The following is a 21,133-nucleotide window of genomic DNA, read 5'->3' as shown; positions in this document are numbered from 1 at the left end:
ATGACAGGCGTCGAGAGCCCGGCGTACGTGCCCGGTCACGGACTGCTGCGAGGGCGCACCGCCGTGATCACCGCGGCGGCCGGTGCGGGGATCGGCGGCGCGACCGCGCGCCGGTTCCTGGAGGAGGGCGCGCGCGTCCTGATCAGCGACGCGCACGTGCGCCGCCTCAAGCAGTACGAGGCGGAGCTGGCCGGGGAGTTCGAGGGCTCGGTGACCGCCCTGCCGTGCGACGTCACCGACGAGACCCAGGTCCGGGCCCTGTTCGACACCGCCGTCCGCGCCCACGGCCGACTCGACATCGTCGTCAACAACGCCGGGCTGGGCGGCACCGCCGCGCTCGTCGACATGACCGACGAGCAGTGGTCGCGCGTGCTGGACGTGACGCTGAACGGCACCTTCCGGTGCCTGCGCGCGGCCCTGCGCGCCATGAAGGAGACCGGCGGCGGCGTGATCGTCAACAACGCCTCGGTGCTCGGCTGGCGCGCCCAGGCCGGGCAGGCGCACTACGCCGCCGCGAAGGCGGGCGTGATGGCCCTGACCCGGTGCGCGGCCATGGAGGCGGCCCCGCACGGGGTGCGGGTCAACGCCGTCGCGCCGAGCCTCGCCCTGCATCCGCACCTGGTGAAGGTCACGACCCCCGAACTGCTCCAGGAGCTGACCGCGGGGGAGGCGTACGGACGGCACGCCGAGCCGTGGGAGGTGGCCAACGTGATCGTCTTCCTGGCGTCCGGCTACTCCTCGTACATGACCGGCGAGGTCGTCGCCGTCAGCAGCCGGCATCCCTAGGCCCCGCGATGGACCCGCGCCCCCGGGATCACAATGGATCCGTGCCGACCAAGCCGACCAACAAGAAGCCCCAGGTGCCCGCCGCGCCCGCGCGCCGCCGTGAACTCCTCGACACCGCCGCCGAGGTCTTCGCCGAGCAGGGCTACAACGCCACCACCGTCCGCACGATCGCCGACCACGCCGGAATGCTCGCGGGCAGCCTCTACTACCACTTCGACTCCAAGGAGTCGATGCTGGAGGAGATCCTGCGCACCTTCCTGGACGAGCTGTGGGACGGCTACGACACCGTCCTGGACGCCGGCCTCGGCCCGAGGGAGACGCTGGAGGCACTGGTCACCGAGTCCTTCCGGGAGATCGACCGGCACCGCGCGGCCGTCGCGATCTACCAGAAGGAGTCCAAGCAGCTCGCGGCGCAGCAACGGTTCGCGTTCCTCGCCGAGTCGCAACGCAAGTTCGAGAAGGCGTGGCTGTCCACCCTGGAACGGGGCGTCGCCGACCGGGTCTTCCGGGCCGACCTCGACGTCCGGCTCACCTACCGGTTCGTGCGCGACACCGTGTGGGTCGCCGCCTCCTGGTACCGGCCCGGTGGACAGCACAGCCCGGAGGAGATCGCCCGCCAGTACCTGTCGATGGTGCTCGACGGGATCGCCGTACGCGAACAGCAGCAGGAGCACAGCAGCACGTGAGCAGCCGTATGTGAAGCGTCGTCCTGCGCGAGGGAGTCCACCATGGCCGAGGCCTACATCGTCGAAGCGGTCCGTACGCCCGTCGGGCGGCGCCGGGGCGGGCTCAGCGGGGTCCATCCGGCCGACCTGGGCGCGCACGTACTGAAAGCCCTCATGGAGCGCTCGGGCGTGGACCCGGCCGCCGTGGAGGACGTCGTTTTCGGCTGCCTGGACACCGTCGGGCCGCAGGCCGGGGACATCGCCCGCACCTGCTGGCTGGCCGCCGGGCTGCCGCAGGAGGTGCCCGGCGTGACCGTCGACCGGCAGTGCGGCTCCTCCCAGCAGGCCGTGCACTTCGCGGCGCAGGCCGTCATGTCCGGCACCCAGGACCTGGTCGTCGCGGGCGGTGTGCAGAACATGTCGCAGATCCCGATCGCCTTCGCCTCCCGTCAGGCCGCCGAACCGCTCGGGCTGACCGAGGGGCCGTTCGCGGGCAGCGAGGGCTGGCGGGCCCGCTACGGCGACCAACCCGTCAACCAGTTCGTCGGCGCTGAGATGATCGCCGCCAAGTGGGGCATCACCCGGCGCGACCAGGAGGAGTACGCCCTCCGCTCGCACCGGCGGGCGGTGCGCGCCATCGACGAGGGCCGCTTCGAGAAGGAGACCGTCGCCCACGGGGACGTCACGGTCGACGAAGGCCCGCGCCGGGACACCTCCCTGGAGAAGATGGCCGAGCTGAAGCCGGTCCTGGAGGGCGGCACCGTCACCGCCGCCTGCTCCTCGCAGGTCTCCGACGGCGCGGCGGCCCTGCTACTGGCCTCGGAACGCGCCGTACGGGAACACCGGCTGACCCCGCGCGCCCGGGTCCACCACCTCTCGGTGCGCGGCGAGGACCCGATCCGCATGCTGACGGCCCCGATCCCGGCGACCGCGCACGCCCTGAAGAAGACCGGGCTCACGATCGACGACATCGACCTCGTCGAGATCAACGAGGCGTTCGCCCCGGTCGTCCTCGCCTGGCTGAAGGAGACCGGCGCAGACCCGGAGAAGGTCAACGTCAACGGCGGCGCCATCGCCCTCGGCCACCCCCTGGGCGCCACCGGAGCAAAGCTGATGACCACCCTCCTGAACGAACTCGAGCGCACCGGCGGCCGCCTGGGCCTGCAGACGATGTGCGAGGGCGGCGGCCAGGCCAACGTGACGATCATCGAACGGCTCTGAACCCTCCCAGGGACCCGAGCACCTCCTCCGCCTCCGTCATGATCCGCTCCACCAGCTCCGCGCACGACGGCAGGTCGTCGATCACCCCGGCGACCTGCCCGGACGCCATCACCCCCAGATCCGTCCGCCCCTCCACCATCGCCGCCCTGAGCAGCACCGGCGTGTTCGCCGCAAGCAGTACCTGGCCCCAGCTCAGGTCCTTGCCACGCTTCAGGGCGAGGCCGTCGCGGATCATCCGCGGCCACGTCAGCCCCGACAGCCTCCGGAACGCCGACGCCCCGTACGCCGCCCGCAGCAGCGCCCGCACCAGGCCCGCGCGCTCCAGCGAGTCCACGAACGGCGTGCGCAGCATGCGGTGCGGCAGCCCGTCCACCGCCGTCGTCACCGTCACGTCCCGCACCGACGCCGCCAAATAGCACGCCTTCACCGCCTCGGGCACCGTCGAGTCCGACGTCAGCAGGAACCGCGTGCCCATCGCGATGCCCGCCGCCCCGTACGCCAGCGCCGCGACCAGCCCGCGCCCGTCACGGAAGCCGCCCGCCGCCACCACCGGGATGTCGACGGCGTCCACCACCTGCGGCAGCAGCACGGTCGTCGCCACCTCACCCGTGTGACCGCCGCCCTCGCCACCCTGCACGATCACCGCGTCCGCACCCCAGGAGGCAACCTTCTCGGCATGCCGCCGCGCTCCCACGGACGGGATCACGACGACCCCCGCCGCCTTCAGCTCGGCGATCAGCCCAGCCGACGGCGCCAGCGCGAACGACGCCACCCGCACGCCCTCCTCCACGATGATCCGCACCCGGTCGCCCGCGTCCCCGGCGTCCGCCCGCAGATTCACCCCGAACGGCGCGTCCGTCCGCGCCCTGACCTCCCGTATCGCCTCCCGCAGCCGGTCGAGCGTCATGGTCGCGGAGCCGAGGATCCCGAGCGCGCCCGCGCCGGCCGCGGCGGAGACCAGACGGGGCCCGGCCACCCAGCCCATGCCCGTCTGCACCACCGGATGCCGGACCCCGACGAGCCGGGTGAACGCGGTGTCCATCAGCGCCCACCGCCCTCACCGATCCGATCGGGCACCTCGCGCTCCCGTATCCCCTCCGGATCGATCACCTCACGGATCAACCGCAGCTCCTCAGGCGTCGGTTCACGGGTGTACGGAACGTCGTCGGGGACCGTCGGCTCGAAGCCCGTCGCCTGCCGCACCTCCGCGACCGTCACCCCCGGATGCAGCGAGGCCAGCCGCATCGAGCGGTCCGGGGTGTCGAAGTCGAACACACCGAGGTCGGACACGACGCGCGCGATGTGGTGGAAGCGGGCGGTGGCAGGATGCCGGGCCGCACGGTCGTACCCCACCCCGCACACCATGTCGACCCGCTCGACGAACACCCGCCGTGAATGCCGCGGTATCCAGTAACTGGTCGGATGGTTGAGGGTGTTGACCGGCGCTCCGCGCACCCCGAGCAACTGCCGCCGGGGCTGTGCCCAGTCCCCGATGCACGAGATGTTCTGGTTGCCGAAGCGGTCGATCTGGCTCGCGCCCATCATCACGTGCCGCCGGCCGCCGGCCACCAGCTCCAGATGCTGACGGTACGGCAACCAGCCCTCCACCGTGCCGTCGGCGCCCACCAGCATCGCCTCGCCGTCGGTGAGCAGCAGGTCCGGGGAGAAGGTCCGCCGCGCCAGCCGCGCCCCGATCGACGGGACGGGGCCCATGGGGCTCGCGAGGATCTCACCTGCGCCGCGCCAGGCCTCGGCGCACGCGATCACGCAGTACTCCGCGCGACTCACTCCGCTCATGACCGCTCCTCGTGCCAGGCCCGGACGGCCGACTGGTAGGCGTGTTCGTCCCCGGCGAGGAACCGCCCGGCGAACCGGGACCACTCCGTGGTCGCGTAGTGCCTCTGGAACGCCTCGTCCCGGTCGTGGTCGGGTGCGCAGGACGTGAAGTGCGCGCCGCTCGGAGCCTCGACCACCCCCGTCACGGTGTGCCGCTTGATCAGCAGGGTCTGCGGTGCGGCCTCCTTCGTCAGCTCCGCGGTGTCCACGATCCGCTCGCACGAGACGTACGCGGCGTCGGCCGCCTCGCAGAACAGGTCGTCGAAGTACGGGTCAGGGCCCAGGTACTGGCCGTTGCCCAGCCGGTCGGCACGGTTGACGTGCACCAGGGCGGCGTCCATCCGCAGCGCGGGCATCGCCACGAACTCCTCGCGGGGGCCGGGCAAGGCGGTCCCGCCGTCGCCGGTGAAGGGCCACCCGTCCCCGTACGGCGACGTCACCGTCCGCAGGCCGGGGTTGACCCGCAGCACGTCCGAGCCGACGCCCGCCCGCACCGGCAGGAACGGCAGCCGGTTCGCCGCCGCGCGCAGCCCCCACAGGAACATCGCCTCGTCGACCTCCGCCAGCTCCAGCCCACCGCTCTCCCGGGCCGCCCGGAAGTGCGGTTCGAGCGGGATCGAGTCGAGCGTCGTGAACGCGGCGACCAGTCTCCGGATCCGCCCCGCAGCCGCCAGCATGCCGACGTCCGGACCGCCGTAGGAGACGACCGTCAGATCGGTGATCCCGGAGCGGAGCAGCGCCCGCACCAGGGCCATCGGCTTACGGCGCGAGCCCCAGCCCCCCATGCCGAGGGTCATGCCGCTCTCCAGCCGGGACACGACCTCCTCGGCGGTCATCGTCTTATCCCCCACCTATCCGCCCTCCTTCCCGAAGGTGTCCCGGACCCGGCCGGCCACCCCGCTGAGGTTCGCCTCGAACGTGAAGCCCTGCTCGAAGCGGTAGCTTCGGCGCACGTCGACCGGGTCGATGCCGTTGAGGGCGGCCTTGGCCAGCCGGAGCAGCTCACCGTCCTTGACGGCGATCTCACCGGCCAGCTCCAGCGCCGCCGCCCCGAGCCCGTCCCGCGGCACGACCCGCCACACCGAGCCGTGCGCGCGCAGCTCGCCCGCCGTCACCGTGCGCGCGGTGTAGTACAGGGCACGCATCAGATGCGGTGGGACGAGCCGCGCCAGATGCGTGGCCGCACCCAGCGCGCCCCGGTCCAGCTCGGGCAGCCCGAAGACGGCGTCCTCGCTCGCCACGATCGCGTCCGCGTTGCCGACGAGCCCTATCCCGCCGCCCAGGCAGAACCCCTGCACCGCGGCGACGACCGGCACCTCGCACTCGTACACCGCCGCGAACGCCTCGAAGCACCCCCGGTTGGCCCCGATCAGCGCGCCGCTTCCCTCGGCCTGTATCTCCTTGATGTCCACACCCGCGTTGAAACCGCGCCCTCGCGCGGCCAGCACGACGCAGCGAACCTCCCGGTCGCGGCCCGCCGACCGCACGGCGTCGGCCAGGGCGAACCAGCCGGCCACCGGCAGGGCGTTCACCGGCGGGAAGTCGACCGTGACGACGGCGACCCCTTTTTCCGGGCACGAGGTGGAGACACCCATGGGCACATCAGCTACCTTTCCACCAAACGTTTGTTAGGTACGCATTCGAAGCTAGCAGTCGCCGCGAGCCGGTGGGAGGGCCTGTGGAAAACCTGCGCGGCCGTACGGCCGTCGTCACCGGCGGCACCCGCGGCGTGGGGGCCGGTATCGCCCGGGCGTTCGTCGCGGCCGGTGCCCAGGTCGTCGTCTGCGCCCGCCGGCCGCCCGAAACCGCCCTGCCCGGCACCGAGTTCGTCCCGCTCGACGTGCGCGACCCGGACGCAGTACGCGACTTCTTCGCCGCGCTGCCCCGAGTCGACGTGCTCGTCAACAACGCGGGCGGCACCCCTTACCGGCTCCTCGTCGACGCCGGGCCCGCACGGCACACCCGGGTCGTCGAACTCAACCTCCTCGCACCCCTGACCGTCTCCCTCGCCGCGTACGAGCACCTCCGGCGCGCCCGGGGAGCGATCGTGATGATTGGCAGTGTGAGCGGCGGCCGCCCCTCACCGGGCAGCGCCGCCTACGGGGCGGCCAAGGCCGGACTGGAGAGCCTCGCCCGCTCCATGGCCGTGGAGTGGGCGCCCGACGTGCGGGTCAACACCCTCGTCGTCGGGATGGTCCGCACCGAACAGTCCTGTCTCCACTACGGAGACGAGGACGGCATCGCGGCCGTCTCCCGCACCGTCCCGCTCGGACGTCTCGCCGAGCCGTCCGACATCGGCGAGGCCGCCGTCTTCCTCGCCTCGGACGCCGCCGCGTACATCAGCGGCGCGAGCCTCCTCGTCCACGGGGGAGGGGAGCGCCCGGCGTTCCTCGACGCGGCGACCGTCAACAAGGGCGGCGAGGGCGTTCCGGAAACGAGAACAGGAGGCATGCCGTGACCGGTATAGCCGACAGCCGCGTAGTGATCGTCACCGGCGCGGGCCGCGGTCTCGGACGCGCCCACGCCCTCGCGTTCGCCACCGAGGGCGCGAGGGTCGTCGTCAACGACCTCGGAGTCGGCCTCGACGGCACACCCGGCGCCGAGAGTCCGGCCGGGCGGGTCGTCGAGGAGATCCGCGCGGCCGGTGGCGAAGCGGTCGCGCACGGCGGTGACATCGCGACGAGCGCCGGTGCCGCGTCCCTGGTCGCGGCCGCCCTGGACACGTACGGGCGGCTGGACACCCTCGTCAACAACGCCGGCTTCCTGCGCGACCGGATGCTGGTCAATCTCGGCGAGGACGAATGGGACGCGGTCGTGCGCGTCCACCTCAAGGGACACTTCCTGCCGCTGAGACACGCGGCGGCGCACTGGCGTGCCGAGGCGAAGGCGGGGCGCACCCCCTGCGCCCGGGTCGTCAACACCAGCAGCGGCGCCGGGCTGCTGGGCTCGGTGGGGCAGGGGAACTACAGCGCGGCCAAGGCCGGGATCGTCGCCCTGACGCTGGTCGCCGCGGCGGAACTCGAACGCTACGGAGTGCAGGTCAACGCCATCGCGCCCGCCGCGCGCACCCGGATGACCGAGCGGACGTTCGCCGGGACGATGGCGGCACCCGCCGCCGGCTTCGACGCGATGGCCCCGGAGAACGTCTCGCCCCTGGTGGTCTGGCTGGGGTCCGCCGTGAGCGCCGGCGTCACCGGACGGGTCTTCGAGGCCGAGGGCGGCCGGATCAGCGTCATGGAGGGCTGGCGGCGGGGCCCGACAGCGGACAAGGGCGCGCGGTGGACCCCGGCCGAGGCGGGGGAGACGGCGCTGAAACTCCTGGCGGAGGCCGAGACACCGGGGGCCGTGTACGGGGCCGGGGCCGGCTGAAGCAGGGAGCCAGGACCCGGGACCCAGGCAGGGGCCAGCGTCCGAGTGTCAGGGGCGGGGAGCCAGGCACCGGCCAGCGTCCGAGTGCCAGGGGCCGGAAGCCAGGCAGGGGCCAGCGTCCGAAAGCCAGGGGTCGGAAGCCAGGTAGCCGGAAGCCGGATGGGCGGCAGTCGAGTGGCGGCGGCCAGCGGACAGAGGCCGAGTGTCAGGGGCGCAGGGAGCCGACGGCGAGGGTTCGTGCGTTCTATTCGGACAGGCGGGCCACGAACTTGCTCTGCCGCTCGGACATCACCGCCAGGAACCGGACCACGGTCTCCAGCTCCTGCGCGCTGAACTCCTCGCACGCGTCGACGATGTCCCGCGCCCACTCCTCGAAGAACACGGCCAATTCGCCCAGCTTTCGCTGGTTCAGCTCCACGAGCACACGCCGCTTGTCCGTCGGGTGCTTGACCCTGCGCACGAACCCCTTGGCCTCCAGGCGGTCGACGAGCCCCGTGACGGACGCGGGAGCCAGACCGGTCAACTCGGCAAGGTCCTTCGCGGTGAGCGGGCCGCGCCGCTCGAGGAAGTCCAGGGTCTTCTCCTCCGTGGCGTTCAGGCCCTGCTTCGCGGCGATCGCCGAATGGAACATCACCGTGACAGCGCTGTGCTGCCGCCCCACGGTCATGAGCTGCTCGAGCGCCCTGGCCCGCCGCTCGTCGTCCCCCGCGACCGCTGCCGCGCCCTCGGTCGTGCCGTCCGTCTCACCGCTGTTCATGGCCCCAGGCTAGCAAATATTTCGTTCGGGCGAACTAATGACTTGCGTGCACCGGCCTTTCGATGCAAGTCTTTCGTTAGGTCGAACGAAATAAATCCGTGCCGTAGCCAACGGCCGTCGTCGCCAGGAGTCACCATGACCTCAACCCTCGCCGCCACCTCAGCACCGGCGGCGGAGCCGTATCCGCGCCGCTGGGCCGCTGCCGCCGTGATGATGGTGGCCGCCCTGATGGACCTGCTCGACGGGACGATCGTGAACGTCGCCATCCCGTCCATCGGCCGTGATCTGCATGCCGCGCAGAACGCCCTGCAGTGGCTGGTCTCCGCCTACCTGCTGGGCTTCGCGGCCACGCTGATCGTCTCGGGGCATCTCGGTGACCGGTTCGGCCGCCGTCGCCTCTTCCTCCTCGGCACCGCCGGCTTCGGGCTGGCGAGCCTGGGATGCGGGATCGCCCAGTCACCGGGTCAGCTGATCGCCGCCCGCGCCGTGCAGGGCGTCATGGCCGCGGTACTGCTGCCGCAGGTCCTCGGCTCGTTCCGGACGCTGTTCCAGGGCCGGGAACGGGGCGCCGCCTTCGGGATGTACGGGGCCGTCGCCGGGTTCGCCTCCGCGATCGGACTGCTGCTGGGCGGGGTGCTCACGGACGCCGATCTGTTCGGCTGGGGCTGGCGGTCGGTGTTCCTGGTGAACGTCCCCGTCGCCGTCGCCACCTTCGCGACCGGGCTCGTGCTCGTCCCCTCGACGAAGGAGCGGTCGGCCGGGCGCCCGGACGTCCTCGGCAGCCTGGTCCTGGCCGCTGGCCTGGTGGCGATCGTGCTGCCGCTGGTGCAGGGACGCGTCAACGGCTGGCCGTTGTGGGGCTGGATCTGCCTCGCCGCCGGCATCGCCGCGGTCGTCGGGCTCGGCGTTCTCGAGGCCCGACGGCGCGGAGCGGGGACGGTGCCGCTGCTGCCGGTGCGGGCGTTCCGGTTGCCGGCGTTCTCCGTCGGGTTCCTCGTACAACTCCTGTTCTCCCTGGGCATGCAGGGCTTCTTCCTGATCTTCGCGCTCTGGCTCCAGGGCGGCGAGGGCTACACGCCGATGCAGGCGGGTGTGGTGACGGTGGCGTTCTCGGCCGGCAGCTTCCTGACCGCGCCGATGGCGGACGGGCTCGCGGTGCGGTTCGGGCGGCTGGTGCTCGGTGCGGGCGCCGTGCTCATGGCGGGCGGATTCGGGCTGGTGTGGGCGGCGGCGCACGGCGCGCCCGCCACGCACACCGGGGCCTGGCCGCTGGTACCGGGCCTGGTGCTCGCCGGCGCCGGGCTGGGCCTGCTGGTCGTACCGCTCGTCAACGTCGTGCTGTCCGCCGTGCCCGGCGATCTCGCGGGCGCCGCGTCCGGCATCTTCTCCACGGCCCAGCAGTTCGGCGGGGCGCTCGGGGCGGCCGTGGTCGGCACCGTGTTCTTCGAGCACGTCTCGCACGGTCCGACGCGGGCGCTGACCGGGGCGATGCCCTGGGTGACGGGCGTGTTCGTGCTGTGCGCGGCGCTGTGCACGGCACTGCCCCGGCGGGCGGTGGCCGCGCACGAGGAGTGAGCGTCACAGGAGCTTCGGGGGCGGGGGCCATCAGGCCCGCGCCCCGCTTGCGCGCCTCACCCGGTGAGGGCGCCGGGCCCCGTCTGCAACAGTTCCACGATCAGGCGGTGTCCCGTCTGCTGGTCGTTCCCCGCCGCCGGCCGGCCGTCGCGCACCAGGGCGACCTCGACGGTCACCGTGCCGGGCTCCTGCTCCCAGCGGCGCGTGACGTACTCGTGCCCCGGGCCGTACGCCGCCTCCAGGCCCGCCCGGAGCTCGGCCGCGACGTCCAGTGCCAGCCAGCGCCGCGCCTCGGCGAGCGCTTCCCCGCGTGCCCGGGCGCCGTGGTCCAGCAGGGCCCTCACGCAGGCGGGGGAGCCGCGGCGGGCGGCCGCCACGAGCGGAGGTTCACCGGCGGGGCCGGGCAGGTCCGGGTTCGCCCCGGCCGCGAGCAGCTGCCGGACGACCTCGGCGTGGCCCCGTTGCACGGCCCATGTCAGCGCCCGGAATCCGTACCCCTCCTCCAGATCCGGATCCGCCCCGGCCGCCAGCAGCGCCCGTACGACCTCGGTATGGCCCCCGCAGGCGGCGCCGCACAGGGGAGCGTCGGCGCCCGCGCTGAGACGGTCGGGGTCGGCGCCTGCCGCCAGCAGCAGCCGTGCGACGCCCGGCGCGTCGCTCACCGCCGCCAGATACAGGGCCGTCTGGCCCTCCTCATCCGTCGACTCGGGGCTCGTACCCGTGCGCAGCAGCCGGAGGACCGCGTCCTCGTGCCCTGCGTACACCGCCGCGAACAGCCCCGGCGGCTCGTGCGTGTTCATGACTCGACCCTCGCTCCGAGAGGGCCGCGGACGCAAAGACATATGAGGTGTTCTGTGCCACCTCTGCGCTGCCTCCGAGCCGCCTCACAGGTCGCATCGGGCGACGGCCGCACCTGACACGTGGCGCTCCGGTGGTCTCGGGCGACGGCCGCACCTCACACCTGGCGTTCCGGTCGCTCCGGGCGACGGCCGGACCTCACGTGTCGCACTCCAGTACGGTGCGGCACAGTCCGCAGCGCGCCCGCACCCGCCCCCGTACCGGCACCCGGATCCGCTGGTGACAGGTAGGGCACGGGAAGCATACGCGCAGCGGGCCGCGGCCGGCCGGGGTGAAGGAGTATGGGACGCCCGGGTGCGGGCCGACGGCCAGGTGGTCCTGGGCCGACCGGCGGTCCCTGGCGTAGCGGCGGCGACCCGCCCAGCCGGCCGCGGTCAGCGGCGGCTGCTGCTCGTCACGGCGGGCCTGCGCCATGCCCTTCATGTACGCCGTGTACGCCTGCGGGCTGGTGAACCAGACCGCGGGGTCCTCCCCGAACACCAGCGCCCGCTTGGCGAGGACGTAGCCGAACTCCTCCGGGGTGAGGTAGCCGAGCTTCTGCGACGACACCCCGTCCTCGCGGAAGGCGTCCAGCAGCAGCCAGCCCGCGCCCAGATACGTCGCCGCCGTGTCGGTGAGGATCTCGTTGTCACGCGTGCCGGGGAAGGACAGGTCGAGACGGTGCAGATAGACGTGCATCACCTCGTGCGCGAGGGCCGCGCCGATGTCCCGGCGATGGGTGCGGAACCGGTCGTTGAGCTCCACGAAGTACTCGGGACCCGCGGCGAGTTCGACGTTCGCCGCGTGTGTCATCTCACGGAAGCTGACGATCATCCGGGCGTCCGGCAGCCGGTAGTGCCGTACCAGCTCGCGCGCCACCCGCTGCGCCCCCAGGTGCAGGTCGTCCTGGTCGCAGAAGGCGACGTCGGCAGGGAGCACGCTGGTCGCGAAGGTGCGGACGGTGTCGTACGAGAGCCGCCTGTACAAGGCGGTGATGGCCGCCCGCACCGTGTCCAGATGTGGATAGCCGTGCTCGACCGGTCCGCCGTTCGCCACGTCCGCACCCCCTGAAGACGCCGGCTGTGCTTCCACTGTAGGCGGGCTCGCGGTCGGCGGCGGAGCGTACACGCGGCGCCGCGCCACCGGGGTGGTGCGCCCTCGGCGGGCGGTCGTGCGCGAGGCGCGCGGAGGGGAGCGATCCGCACTTCGGACGCCGATGATCGAGGAACGGCGCGCCCCGTAGGGTGGTCGCCCATGACCACCCGCCACAGCACCACCGGGGACGTGGACCCGGCCGTGCGCGCCGAACTGGCCCGGCTGCGCGACAGCATCGACAACATCGACGCCGCCGTCGTCCACATGCTCGCCGAGCGCTTCAAGTGCACCCAGCAGGTCGGCCACCTCAAGGCCGCCCACCAGCTGCCGCCCGCCGATCCCGCCCGCGAGGCCGCGCAGATCGCTAGGCTGCGCCGGCTGGCCGAGAGCGCGAAACTCGATCCCGCGTTCGCCGAGAAGCTGCTCAACTTCATCATCGCGGAGGTCATCCGCCACCACGAGAGCATCGCCGAGGACGCCACGTCGGCGACGGACACCCCCACGGAGTGACACCCGCGGCCGGCCACGCCTCCTGAGCCACGCCTCCTGAGCCGCGCCTTCCGCGTCGCCCCTTCCACACCTCACCGCACCTCACCGCACGTGGCGCGCCGGGGGCGCATGGGGGTCCGGTCGGCCGGGAGGCCGCCGACCGCCGAGCGGCCGCGGACCCGGGGCGGCACCGCCGCGGGGGCGCCCGGCGGGCAGCCGGCCACCCGGGCGGCCACCGCGCACCGACCGGCGCACATACGCTCGATCGACCGAACGCCCGTCGGACGCATGTACGCTTCCGAATCGGCCGAAAGGCTCTTTGTCCGGTCAAAGGTGCGCGCGGTAAGACGGTTCCGGCATAAGCTGGTTGCCCAAGCGAGGGGACCTCGGGCCATGCCGTCTGATGCCAGGATTCTCATCGTCGACGACCATGTGGACACGCTCTACGCGCTGGAAAGCGCCCTCGCCCCACTGGGCTACCGCGTGACCCGCGCGACCAACGGCGACGCCGCACTCAAGGAAGTGCTGCGCGGCCAGGTCGGCCTTCTGCTCCTCGACGTGCGCATGCCCAAGGTCAGCGGTCTCGACGTCGTGCGCTACATGCGGCGGGTGGAGCAGACCCAGCACATCCCCGTCATCCTGCTCACCGGCTTCGGCATCGACGCCGAACTCACCTCCGCCGCCTTCGCTCTCGGTGTCGCCGACCTCGTGACCAAGCCCGTCGACCCCTGGGCCCTGCGCACCAAGGTCCGCTACCTCTACAACGCCCACCAGCGCTCCCGGACGCTGGAGCAGGAGGTCCGCGCCCTGCGCGCCCGGCTCAAGGAGGGCACCGCGCCCCCGGCTCGCGCCCTGCCGCACCCGGAGCCCCGCCTTCCGGGCCAGCGCGACGACCACGCCACCGAGCCGCCCCGCGCACCCACCAGCGCACGCGACGACGGGCGGACATAGGGCGTGTACCGGACCGCCCCTGTGCCCGCTCGGCGGCATCGGGCAGCATGTCCCCCATGTCCGTACTCACGCGCGACGAAGCGCAGACCCGTGCCCGGCTCCTCGACGTCCACCGCTACGCGATCTCCCTCGACCTGACCGGCGGCGACGAGACCTTCGACTCCCGTACCGTCATCGGCTTCACCGCCCGCACGGCCGGGGACACCTTCGTCGAACTCAAGCCCGCCGAGCTGCGCTCCGCGACCCTGGACGGACAGCCCCTCGACCCCACCACCCTCGTCGAGAACCGGCTGCCACTGAAGAACCTCACCGCCGGCGAGCACGAACTGCGCATCGAGGCCGTCATGCGCTACTCCCGAACCGGCGAGGGCATGCACCGCTTCACCGACCCCACCGACGGCGAGACATACGTCTACACCCAGCTGTTCCTGGACGACGTCCAGCGCGTCTTCGCCGCCTTCGACCAGCCCGACCTCAAGGCCGTCTTCAACCTCACCGTCAAGGCACCCGAGGGCTGGAGCGTCCTCGCCAACGGCATCACCACCCACGAGGGCGACGGCCAGTGGCGCGCCGCCACCACCCCCCTCATCTCCACCTACCTGGTCGCCGTCGCCGCCGGACCCTGGCACTCCGTCACCACCGAACACCGCGGGCTGCCCTTCGGCATCCACTGCCGCCGCTCCCTCGCCCCCCACCTCGACGCCGACGCGGACGAACTGTTCGAGATCACCCGCCAGTGCTTCGACCGCTACCACGAGAAGTTCGAGGAGCCCTACCCCTTCGACTCCTACGACCAGGCGTTCGTCCCCGAGTTCAACGCCGGAGCCATGGAGAACCCCGGCCTCGTCACCTTCCGCGACGAGTTCGTCTACCGCTCCGCCGTCACCGACACCCAGCGCCAGACCCGCGCCATGGTCATCGCCCACGAGATGGCCCACATGTGGTTCGGCGACCTCGTCACCCTGCGCTGGTGGGACGACATCTGGCTGAACGAGTCCTTCGCCGAGTACATGGGCTACCAGACCCTCACCGAAGCCACCCGCTTCACCGACACCTGGACCGACTTCGGCGTCGCCCGCAAGGCCTGGGGATACGACGCCGACCAGCGTCCCTCCACCCACCCCGTCGCCCCCGAAGCGGTCGACGACACCGCCTCCGCCCTGCTCAACTTCGACGGCATCTCCTACGCCAAGGGCGCCTCCGCGCTGCGGCAACTGGTGGCCTGGCTCGGCGAGAAGGACTTCCTCGCCGGCATCAACACCCACTTCGCCCGCCACCGCTTCGGCAACGCCGCCCTCGCCGACTTCATCGACTCCCTCGCGAGCGCCACCGACCGGGACGTGCACGCCTGGGCCGACGCCTGGCTGCGCACCACCGGCGTCGACACCCTCACCCCGCACCTCACCCAGGCCGACGACGGCACCTACACGCTCACCGTCGACCACGACGGCAGCCGCCCGCACCGCATCAGCGTCGGCCTCTACGACCACCACATCGCCGACGCCGGCGCCCTCGCCCTGCGCGAACGCCTCGACCTCGACATCCCGCAGGCCGCGCCCCAGCCCCTCGGCAAGCGCCCCGACCTGCTCCTGCTCAACGACGGCGACCTCACCTACGCCAAGGTCCTCTTCGACCCCGAGTCCTTCGAAACCGTCCAGAACGCTCTGGCCGGGCTGCCCCAGCCGCTCAGCCGCGCCGTCGTGTGGAACGCCCTGCGCGACGCCGTCCGCGACGGCCGGCTGCCCGCCACCACCTACCTGAACACCGCCCGCACCCACCTCCCGCACGAGACCGACCTGGCCATCGTCGACGGCGTCCTCGCGTTCGCCTCCGGCCACATCGCCGACCGCTACCTGCCGGCAGCCGAACGGCCCACCGCCCTCGCCACCCTCACCGCACTGTGCCGCGACCTCATCCGCCGCACCGAGGACGGCGACAACCCGGGGCTGCGCCTGATCGCGGTGCGCCACTTCATCGACGCCGCCGCCCACCCCGACACCATCGCCGCCTGGCTCGCCGACGGAACCGTGCCCGGCGGACCCGAACTCGACCCCGAACTTCGCTGGCGCATCCTCGGCCGCCTCGCCGTCCTCGGCGCCGTCGACGAGGCCAAGATCGCCGACGAACTCGCCCGCGACCCCAGCGCCACCGGCCAGGAAGGCGCCGCCCGCTGCCGCGCCGCCTTGCCCGACGAGGAGGCCAAGCGGCGCGCCTGGGAGGCGATGTTCACCACCGACGAGCAGGCCGACCTGTCCAACTACCTGTTCACCGCCACAGCCCAGGGCTTCTGGCAGCCCGAGCAGGCCGACCTCGTCGAGGAGTACGTCGACCGCTACTGGACCGACGCGCCCGCCGTCGCCGCCCGCCGCGGCCCCGCCATCGCCACCGCCGCCGGCCGCTGGGCGTTCCCCCGCCACGCCGTGAGCGAGGACACCCTCCGCCGCGGCGAACAGTGCCTGCGCGAAGCGGACCCCACCCCGGCCCTGCGCCGCAAGCTCGTCGACGAACTCGACGACCTCGCCCGGGCGTTGCGCATCCGCGAGGCGTAAGGGGCCGGCCTCCCCACCGACCGGCGCCCGGCCCACCACCGGGCGCCGACCGCGCGCCGCGCACGCCGCCCCCGCCACACTTACCCGTTCCTCTCCTCACCGGGGCAGTACCTGCATTCAGGTCTGATCGTTGTCCTCTTCGGGCGTGTCCAACCCCCTTGCCGCCAGGCTTGACTACCCTTGCCGCGCGCCCCCGGGAGGACATCCCATGAGCTTGCCGCCCCTCGCCTCAGGACCCGACGGACCGAGCGCCCTGCGGCCGTTGCTCGCCACCGTCCTCGACGCCCTGCACCAGGGCGCACGAGCGCGCGGCGGCCCCCTGCCCGCCGGCGGCCCCGCCGCGGTCGCCGCCCGGGTACGCGACGCCGTCGGCGACGTCCTGCCGGACAAGGGCGACCCGGACGCCGTACGGGCCCTGGTGCGCGCCCTCGCCGAGGGCGCCGCCGACCCCGCCGACCCGCTGTGCGCCGCCCACCTGCACTGCCCGCCCCTGGCCGTCGCCACCGCCGCCGACCTCGCCGCCTCGTCCCTCAACCCCTCCCTCGACTCCTGGGACCAGGCCCCGGCAGCCTCCGAACTCGAAGACCTCGTCACCCGGGCACTCGCCCAAGAGGTCTACGCCGACACAGGCGCCCCGGAGACGAAAACCGCCACCGCCCTCGTCACCACCGGCGGCACCGAAGCCAACCAGCTCGCCCTCCTCCTCGCCCGCGAAGCCCACGGCACCGTCCGCCTCGTCTGCGGCGCCAACGCCCACCACTCCCTCACCCGCGCCGCCTGGCTCCTCGCACTGCCGCAGCCCGTCGTCCTGCCCACCCCGCGCGGCACCCTCGACCCCGCCGCCCTCCACGCCGCCCTCACCGACCCGACCGGACCCCACGGACCCGTTCTGGTGGCCGCCACCGCAGGCACCACCGACGCCGGCCTCATCGACCCCCTGCCCGCCCTCGCCGACCTGTGCGCCACCCACGGCGCCCGCCTCCACATCGACGCCGCCTACGGAGGCGGACTCCTCTTCAGCGACCGCCACCGCGCCCTCCTCAACGGCCTGGAACGCGCCCACACCGTCACCCTCGACCTGCACAAACTCGGCTGGCAGCCGGTCGCCGCAGGCCTCCTCGCCGTCCGCGACCCCCACGACCTGCACGCCCTGCACCACCGCGCCGACTACCTCAACGCCGACGACGACACCGACGCCGGCCTGCCCGACCTCCTCGGACGCTCCCTGCGCACCACCCGGCGCCCCGACATCCTCAAGATCGCCGTCACCCTCAAGACACTCGGCCGCACCGGACTCGGCACCCTCGTCGACGAGGTCTGCGCCCTCGCACACGAGTTCGCCGACCTCCTGGCCGCCCACCCCGCCTTCGAACTGCACGCCCCGCCCACCATCAGCACCGTCCTGTTCCGGCCCACCGGAGCGTCCGACGACACCGTCGCCGCCGTCCGCCGCACCCTCCTGCACGACGGCCGCGCCGTCCTCGGCCGCGCCCGCCTCGACGGCCGCCTGTGGCTCAAAGCCACCCTCCTCAACCCCCACACCCGGCCCGGCGACCTGGCCGCACTCCTGAACCTGGTGGAAGGAAGCACGCCCCGATGACCACCCCGACCCACCACGAACCCGACGCACCCCGCGACCTCGTCGGCATCGGCATCGGCCCGTTCAACCTCTCCCTCGCCGCCCTCGCCCACCCCCTCGCCGAACTCGACACCGCCTTCTACGAACAACGCCCCGGCTTCGACTGGCACCCCGGCCTCCTCATCGACGGCGCCACCCTCCAAGTCCCCTTCCTCGCCGACCTGGTGACCCTCGCTGACCCCACCAGCCGCTGGTCCTTCCTCAACTACCTCAGGACCCGCGACCGCCTCTTCCCCTTCTACTTCGCCGAACGCTTCCACATCCAGCGCGCCGAATACGACGCCTACTGCCGCTGGGTCGCCGGCAACCTCCCCGGACTCCACTTCGGCCACCAGATCGACGCCGTCCGCTGGAACCCCGACACCGACGTCTTCGAAGTCGACTACACCCAACTCGACGCAAGCGGCCAAGCCCACGCCCTCGGCCGCACCCACGCCCGCAACATCGTCCTCGGCGTCGGCACCGAACCCCACGTGCCCGAACCCCTCGAACCCCTCGTCAAAGCCCCCGGCCTACCCGTCATCCACGCCGCCGACTACCTCCAGCACCGCGACACGATCCTCGCCGCCGACCACATCACCGTCATCGGCTCCGGCCAGTCAGGCGCCGAAGTCTTCCTCGACCTGCTGCGCCACCGCCCCGCCGGCCGCGAGAGGATCCACTGGATCGGCCGCACCGAAGCCTTCGCCCCCATGGAGTACTCCAAGCTCGGCCTCGAACACTTCACCCCCGACTACACCCGCTACTTCCACGCACTCTCCGAACCCGTACGCGACCGCCTCGTCTCCGCCCAATGGCAACTCCACAAGGGCATCGACGCCGGCACCATCGCCGCCATCCACGACGAGCTCTACCGGCGCACCCTGCACGGCGGCTGGCCCGACACCGTCCTCACCCCCGCGGTCCGCGTCCGCACCGCCGGCCGCGTCGGCACCACCCGAATCGAACTCCACCTCGAACACGTCCAGCAGGACACCCGCTCCCGCCTCACCACCGACGCCGTCGTCCTCGCCACCGGCTACCGCGAACGCCCCCTCGGCCGCCTCCTCGCCGGGCTCGACCCCTACCTGCACCGCGACTCGAGCGGCCGCCCCCGCATCGACGACCACTTCCGCATGATCCTCGACCCCACCGTCACCGGACACGTCTACGTCCAGAACGCCGAACTCCACACCCACGGCGTCGGCAGCCCCGACCTCGGCCTCGCCGCCTGGCGCAGCGCCACCATCCTCAACTCCCTCACCGGCAAAGAGCCCTACCCCCTGCCCCGCCGAACGGCCTTCACCACCTTCGGACTCCAGCAGCCCGACCGTATCCCGCCCAGCCGACGGCCCCAGATCCTCACCCCGCTCGTCGACGAACGGTAGAAGACCGAGAAACCGGACGGCGCCGACACGAAACCCCGCGCCGGCGCCGCCCACCCGACCTGCTCAAGCCGCAGAGGCCCTCAGAAGACGGGCGTGCCGTCCCGCGTCAGCCGCCAGTCCACCGACGCGAAGTCCTTCGGATCAAGGACACCCTTCGCCGTCACCCACTCCGCGATCCGGGTCCGGATCTCCGTCGACTCCGACCACAGCTCCCTGGCCGACGCCACATACGGGAAGGCACCGCCACCGTTCGCGCGGTAGTTGTTCACCGCCAGCACGAACTGCTGCCCGTCGTCCAACGCGGCACCGTTGAAGGACAGATTCCTGATCCGCGAACCGGCCGGCCGCGCGATGTCGATGTCATACGCCAGACCCGAGACGTAGTCGTAGTTGTAGTCCGGCCGACCGCCCGCGTTCGTCAACTTCTCCACATCGACCGGCGCGTCCGCCGCCGTCTGCACGAAGTACTCCGCCGAGTACTCCAGGTACGCCCGGAGCTGCGCACCCGTCATCAGCTTCGCCACCAGCGTGTTGTCGTACACGTACAGACTCGACAGATCCCGGATCGTCACATCCCCCGCCGGGATCTCGGACGTCCGCGAGAACGGCGACGCCTGCGCGATCACCGGCAGCGACGCGAACTCCGTGCCCGCAAGCGCCGCCCTGACGACGTCCTCCTGCACCTTGGTGATCAGATCGATGATCGGCGCGTCCCTGTACCGCGCCTCCACCGTCGTCAGCTTCTGCGTCGCCTTGCCGACCACCTGATTGACATACGTCACCACGGCGGCATGCGCGTCCGACAGCAGCTTGGTGATCTTCGGGTCGTCGGCGACCGTGTTCGAGTTCCGCAGCGACGCCGACACCGACTCGACCTCCCACCGACCCTTGTCGAACACCAAGTCGATGTCGAACAGCGTGAGACGCTCCGCGTAGCACAGCGGCTCCGAGAGGACGACCGTCTTCCCCGTCCGCTCATTGGTGACCCTCAGCTCCGGGATCTCCACATGCGCGTGCCCCACCAGAATCGCGTCGATACCCGGCACCTGCCGCGCCACATTCGCGGCCGCGTTCTCCACGTACGGCACCTGGTCACCGTACGACGACGTGCCCGACGCACCCGAGTGCGCCGACACCACGACCACATCCGCACCCATCGACCGCAGCCTCGGCACCCACTTCGCCGCCTGCTCCTCCAGACCCGGAAACGTCAGCCTGCCCTGCACATACGCCTTGTCCCAGATCGCGATACCCGGATTCGTCAGACCGAGCACCGCGACCTTCACCGGCGGAGCGCCCGGCACACGGTACGTCTTCATGAAGTACGGCGGGAACGCCGGCCGCTGAGTCTTCGCGTCCAGCGCGTTCGCACCCAGCAGCGGGAAGTCGCACTGCGCCTCGAACTTCCGCAACGTCTCGATGCCGTAGTTGAACTCGTGGTTCCCCAGCGCCACCGCGTCGTACCCGATCGCGTTCATCGCCCGCGCCATCGGATGCACCGGGCCGCCCTCGGCGGTGATCGGATCCACCTTCGCGTAGTAGTACGTCAGCGGCGTGCCCTGGATCGTGTCACCCGCGTCCAGCAGCAGCGTGTTGCAGCGGCCCTTCTCCTCGCGCACCTGATTCACCAGCGTCGAGATCCGGGCCAGCCCCTGCGCGTTGCCCGCCTTGTCCGCGTACTCCGCGTCCTTGAAGTAGTCCCAGTTGAAGACGTGACCGTGCAGATCCGTCGTCCCCATCACGGTCAGCGCATACCGCTTCCGGCCCCTCCCCGCCGGCGCGGCCTCGGCCGCCGGAGCCGCCGCGGCACCCGCCAGCGCCACCCCCGCCCCGGTCGCAGCGGATCTCCTCAGAAACTTGCGGCGGTTCAACGGCATCTCTGGAACTCCTCGGGAAAAGGTCAACGACGCGCGTAGATTCTGACCCGAACATGACCAACGGCGACAGACCCCGCAGGTTTCGATCTGATGACCTCCACGGCCTGCGGGGGCTGCCGC

The 21,133-nt window shown here is 72.1% G+C and carries 19 protein-coding genes; 11 read left to right on the top strand and 8 right to left on the bottom strand.

The window, feature by feature from the left end; all coding sequences use genetic code 11:
- From ACIRC0_RS13190 to ACIRC0_RS13180, 3 genes are read left to right on the top strand one after another with little or no spacing between them, the layout of a single operon-like run.
- On the top strand, positions 1-786 hold the full coding sequence (locus tag ACIRC0_RS13190; protein ID WP_403615221.1) for an SDR family oxidoreductase: 786 nt from the start codon (positions 1-3) through the stop codon (positions 784-786).
- Positions 787-827: 41 nt separating this feature from the next.
- Positions 828-1,472 (top strand): TetR/AcrR family transcriptional regulator, encoded by a 645-nt coding sequence (locus tag ACIRC0_RS13185; protein ID WP_403615218.1) that lies wholly within the window; start codon positions 828-830, stop codon positions 1,470-1,472.
- A 42-nt stretch (positions 1,473-1,514) separates the two neighbouring features.
- Positions 1,515-2,672, top strand: coding sequence for an acetyl-CoA C-acetyltransferase (locus ACIRC0_RS13180; protein ID WP_403615216.1), 1,158 nt, complete (start codon positions 1,515-1,517; stop codon positions 2,670-2,672).
- Here ACIRC0_RS13180 and ACIRC0_RS13175 read toward each other — a convergent pair.
- From ACIRC0_RS13175 to ACIRC0_RS13160, 4 genes are read right to left on the bottom strand one after another with little or no spacing between them, the layout of a single operon-like run.
- Complete coding sequence (locus tag ACIRC0_RS13175; protein WP_403615213.1) at positions 2,656-3,714, bottom strand: NAD(P)H-dependent flavin oxidoreductase; 1,059 nt, start codon at positions 3,712-3,714, stop codon at positions 2,656-2,658. The genes ACIRC0_RS13180 and ACIRC0_RS13175 overlap by 17 nt on opposite strands.
- On the bottom strand, positions 3,714-4,469 hold the full coding sequence (locus ACIRC0_RS13170; protein ID WP_403615210.1) for a CoA-transferase subunit beta: 756 nt from the start codon (positions 4,467-4,469) through the stop codon (positions 3,714-3,716). The genes ACIRC0_RS13175 and ACIRC0_RS13170 overlap by 1 nt, the downstream gene beginning before the upstream one ends.
- Positions 4,466-5,359: a CoA transferase subunit A gene (locus ACIRC0_RS13165; protein WP_403615208.1), complete on the bottom strand. Its 894-nt coding sequence runs from the start codon at positions 5,357-5,359 to the stop codon at positions 4,466-4,468. The genes ACIRC0_RS13170 and ACIRC0_RS13165 overlap by 4 nt, the downstream gene beginning before the upstream one ends.
- Positions 5,360-6,103 (bottom strand): enoyl-CoA hydratase family protein, encoded by a 744-nt coding sequence (locus tag ACIRC0_RS13160; protein WP_403615205.1) that lies wholly within the window; start codon positions 6,101-6,103, stop codon positions 5,360-5,362.
- A gap of 92 nt (positions 6,104-6,195) precedes the next feature.
- Between ACIRC0_RS13160 and ACIRC0_RS13155 the strand changes: the two genes are divergently transcribed.
- Both ACIRC0_RS13155 and ACIRC0_RS13150 read left to right on the top strand, forming a co-directional pair.
- Positions 6,196-6,966, top strand: coding sequence for an SDR family oxidoreductase (locus ACIRC0_RS13155; RefSeq protein ID WP_403616473.1), 771 nt, complete (start codon positions 6,196-6,198; stop codon positions 6,964-6,966).
- The gene (locus tag ACIRC0_RS13150) at positions 6,963-7,877 is read left to right on the top strand and encodes an SDR family oxidoreductase (protein ID WP_403615203.1); all 915 of its coding nucleotides are present in this window, start codon (positions 6,963-6,965) and stop codon (positions 7,875-7,877) included. Before ACIRC0_RS13155 ends, ACIRC0_RS13150 begins: the two co-directional genes overlap by 4 nt.
- Before the next feature lie 244 nt (positions 7,878-8,121).
- On the opposite strand, the gene ACIRC0_RS13145 is transcribed toward ACIRC0_RS13150, so the two are convergent.
- Positions 8,122-8,634: a MarR family winged helix-turn-helix transcriptional regulator gene (locus tag ACIRC0_RS13145; protein WP_403615200.1), complete on the bottom strand. Its 513-nt coding sequence runs from the start codon at positions 8,632-8,634 to the stop codon at positions 8,122-8,124.
- Between the two features lie 135 nt (positions 8,635-8,769).
- Here ACIRC0_RS13145 and ACIRC0_RS13140 point away from each other — a divergent pair, with 135 nt between their 5' ends.
- The gene (locus ACIRC0_RS13140; protein WP_403615198.1) at positions 8,770-10,209 is read left to right on the top strand and encodes an MFS transporter; all 1,440 of its coding nucleotides are present in this window, start codon (positions 8,770-8,772) and stop codon (positions 10,207-10,209) included.
- A gap of 56 nt (positions 10,210-10,265) precedes the next feature.
- On the opposite strand, the gene ACIRC0_RS13135 is transcribed toward ACIRC0_RS13140, so the two are convergent.
- Positions 10,266-11,009 (bottom strand): ankyrin repeat domain-containing protein, encoded by a 744-nt coding sequence (locus tag ACIRC0_RS13135; protein ID WP_403615196.1) that lies wholly within the window; start codon positions 11,007-11,009, stop codon positions 10,266-10,268.
- Positions 11,010-11,205: 196 nt separating this feature from the next.
- A complete protein-coding gene (locus ACIRC0_RS13130) occupies positions 11,206-12,102 on the bottom strand; it encodes a hypothetical protein (RefSeq protein WP_403615194.1) in 897 nt (298 codons plus the stop codon).
- Positions 12,103-12,300: 198 nt separating this feature from the next.
- Between ACIRC0_RS13130 and ACIRC0_RS13125 the strand changes: the two genes are divergently transcribed.
- The 5 genes from ACIRC0_RS13125 to ACIRC0_RS13105 all read left to right on the top strand — a co-directional run bounded on the left by ACIRC0_RS13125 (position 12,301) and on the right by ACIRC0_RS13105 (position 19,136).
- A complete protein-coding gene (locus ACIRC0_RS13125) occupies positions 12,301-12,651 on the top strand; it encodes a chorismate mutase (RefSeq protein WP_263229385.1) in 351 nt (116 codons plus the stop codon).
- Between the two features lie 372 nt (positions 12,652-13,023).
- Complete coding sequence (locus tag ACIRC0_RS13120) at positions 13,024-13,581, top strand: two-component system response regulator (protein ID WP_200416861.1); 558 nt, start codon at positions 13,024-13,026, stop codon at positions 13,579-13,581.
- Between the two features lie 56 nt (positions 13,582-13,637).
- Positions 13,638-16,130, top strand: coding sequence for an aminopeptidase N (gene pepN / locus ACIRC0_RS13115; protein WP_403615191.1), 2,493 nt, complete (start codon positions 13,638-13,640; stop codon positions 16,128-16,130).
- 208 nt (positions 16,131-16,338) lie between these two features.
- Complete coding sequence (locus tag ACIRC0_RS13110) at positions 16,339-17,730, top strand: pyridoxal phosphate-dependent decarboxylase family protein (RefSeq protein WP_403615188.1); 1,392 nt, start codon at positions 16,339-16,341, stop codon at positions 17,728-17,730.
- A complete protein-coding gene (locus ACIRC0_RS13105; RefSeq protein WP_403615186.1) occupies positions 17,727-19,136 on the top strand; it encodes a lysine N(6)-hydroxylase/L-ornithine N(5)-oxygenase family protein in 1,410 nt (469 codons plus the stop codon). The genes ACIRC0_RS13110 and ACIRC0_RS13105 overlap by 4 nt, the downstream gene beginning before the upstream one ends.
- A gap of 80 nt (positions 19,137-19,216) precedes the next feature.
- Here ACIRC0_RS13105 and ACIRC0_RS13100 read toward each other — a convergent pair whose 3' ends face one another.
- Complete coding sequence (locus ACIRC0_RS13100; RefSeq protein WP_403615183.1) at positions 19,217-21,013, bottom strand: bifunctional metallophosphatase/5'-nucleotidase; 1,797 nt, start codon at positions 21,011-21,013, stop codon at positions 19,217-19,219.
- Positions 21,014-21,133 lie beyond the last annotated feature (120 nt).

This window comes from Streptomyces sp. NPDC093984 (genome assembly GCF_044764595.1).
Taxonomy (GTDB): domain Bacteria; phylum Actinomycetota; class Actinomycetes; order Streptomycetales; family Streptomycetaceae; genus Streptomyces; species Streptomyces cynarae.
The sequence above is the reverse complement of the archived record's forward strand: the minus strand, read 5'-3'. Positions and strand labels throughout refer to the sequence as shown.

Excerpts from the sequence above, each read along its gene's own strand:
- ACIRC0_RS13170 (WP_403615210.1), bottom strand. The coding sequence starts at position 4,469 with ATGAGCGGAGTGAGTCGCGCGGAGTACTGCGTGATCGCGTGCGCCGAG.
- ACIRC0_RS13145 (WP_403615200.1), bottom strand. The coding sequence starts at position 8,634 with ATGAACAGCGGTGAGACGGACGGCACGACCGAGGGCGCGGCAGCGGTC.
- pepN (WP_403615191.1), top strand. The coding sequence starts at position 13,638 with ATGTCCGTACTCACGCGCGACGAAGCGCAGACCCGTGCCCGGCTCCTC.
- ACIRC0_RS13140 (WP_403615198.1), top strand. The coding sequence starts at position 8,770 with ATGACCTCAACCCTCGCCGCCACCTCAGCACCGGCGGCGGAGCCGTAT.
- ACIRC0_RS13190 (WP_403615221.1), top strand. The coding sequence starts at position 1 with ATGACAGGCGTCGAGAGCCCGGCGTACGTGCCCGGTCACGGACTGCTG.
- ACIRC0_RS13125 (WP_263229385.1), top strand. The coding sequence starts at position 12,301 with ATGACCACCCGCCACAGCACCACCGGGGACGTGGACCCGGCCGTGCGC.
- ACIRC0_RS13120 (WP_200416861.1), top strand. The coding sequence starts at position 13,024 with ATGCCGTCTGATGCCAGGATTCTCATCGTCGACGACCATGTGGACACG.
- ACIRC0_RS13100 (WP_403615183.1), bottom strand. The coding sequence starts at position 21,013 with ATGCCGTTGAACCGCCGCAAGTTTCTGAGGAGATCCGCTGCGACCGGG.
- ACIRC0_RS13180 (WP_403615216.1), top strand. The coding sequence starts at position 1,515 with ATGGCCGAGGCCTACATCGTCGAAGCGGTCCGTACGCCCGTCGGGCGG.
- ACIRC0_RS13160 (WP_403615205.1), bottom strand. The coding sequence starts at position 6,103 with ATGGGTGTCTCCACCTCGTGCCCGGAAAAAGGGGTCGCCGTCGTCACG.
- ACIRC0_RS13110 (WP_403615188.1), top strand. The coding sequence starts at position 16,339 with ATGAGCTTGCCGCCCCTCGCCTCAGGACCCGACGGACCGAGCGCCCTG.
- ACIRC0_RS13105 (WP_403615186.1), top strand. The coding sequence starts at position 17,727 with ATGACCACCCCGACCCACCACGAACCCGACGCACCCCGCGACCTCGTC.
- ACIRC0_RS13175 (WP_403615213.1), bottom strand. The coding sequence starts at position 3,714 with ATGGACACCGCGTTCACCCGGCTCGTCGGGGTCCGGCATCCGGTGGTG.
- ACIRC0_RS13135 (WP_403615196.1), bottom strand. The coding sequence starts at position 11,009 with ATGAACACGCACGAGCCGCCGGGGCTGTTCGCGGCGGTGTACGCAGGG.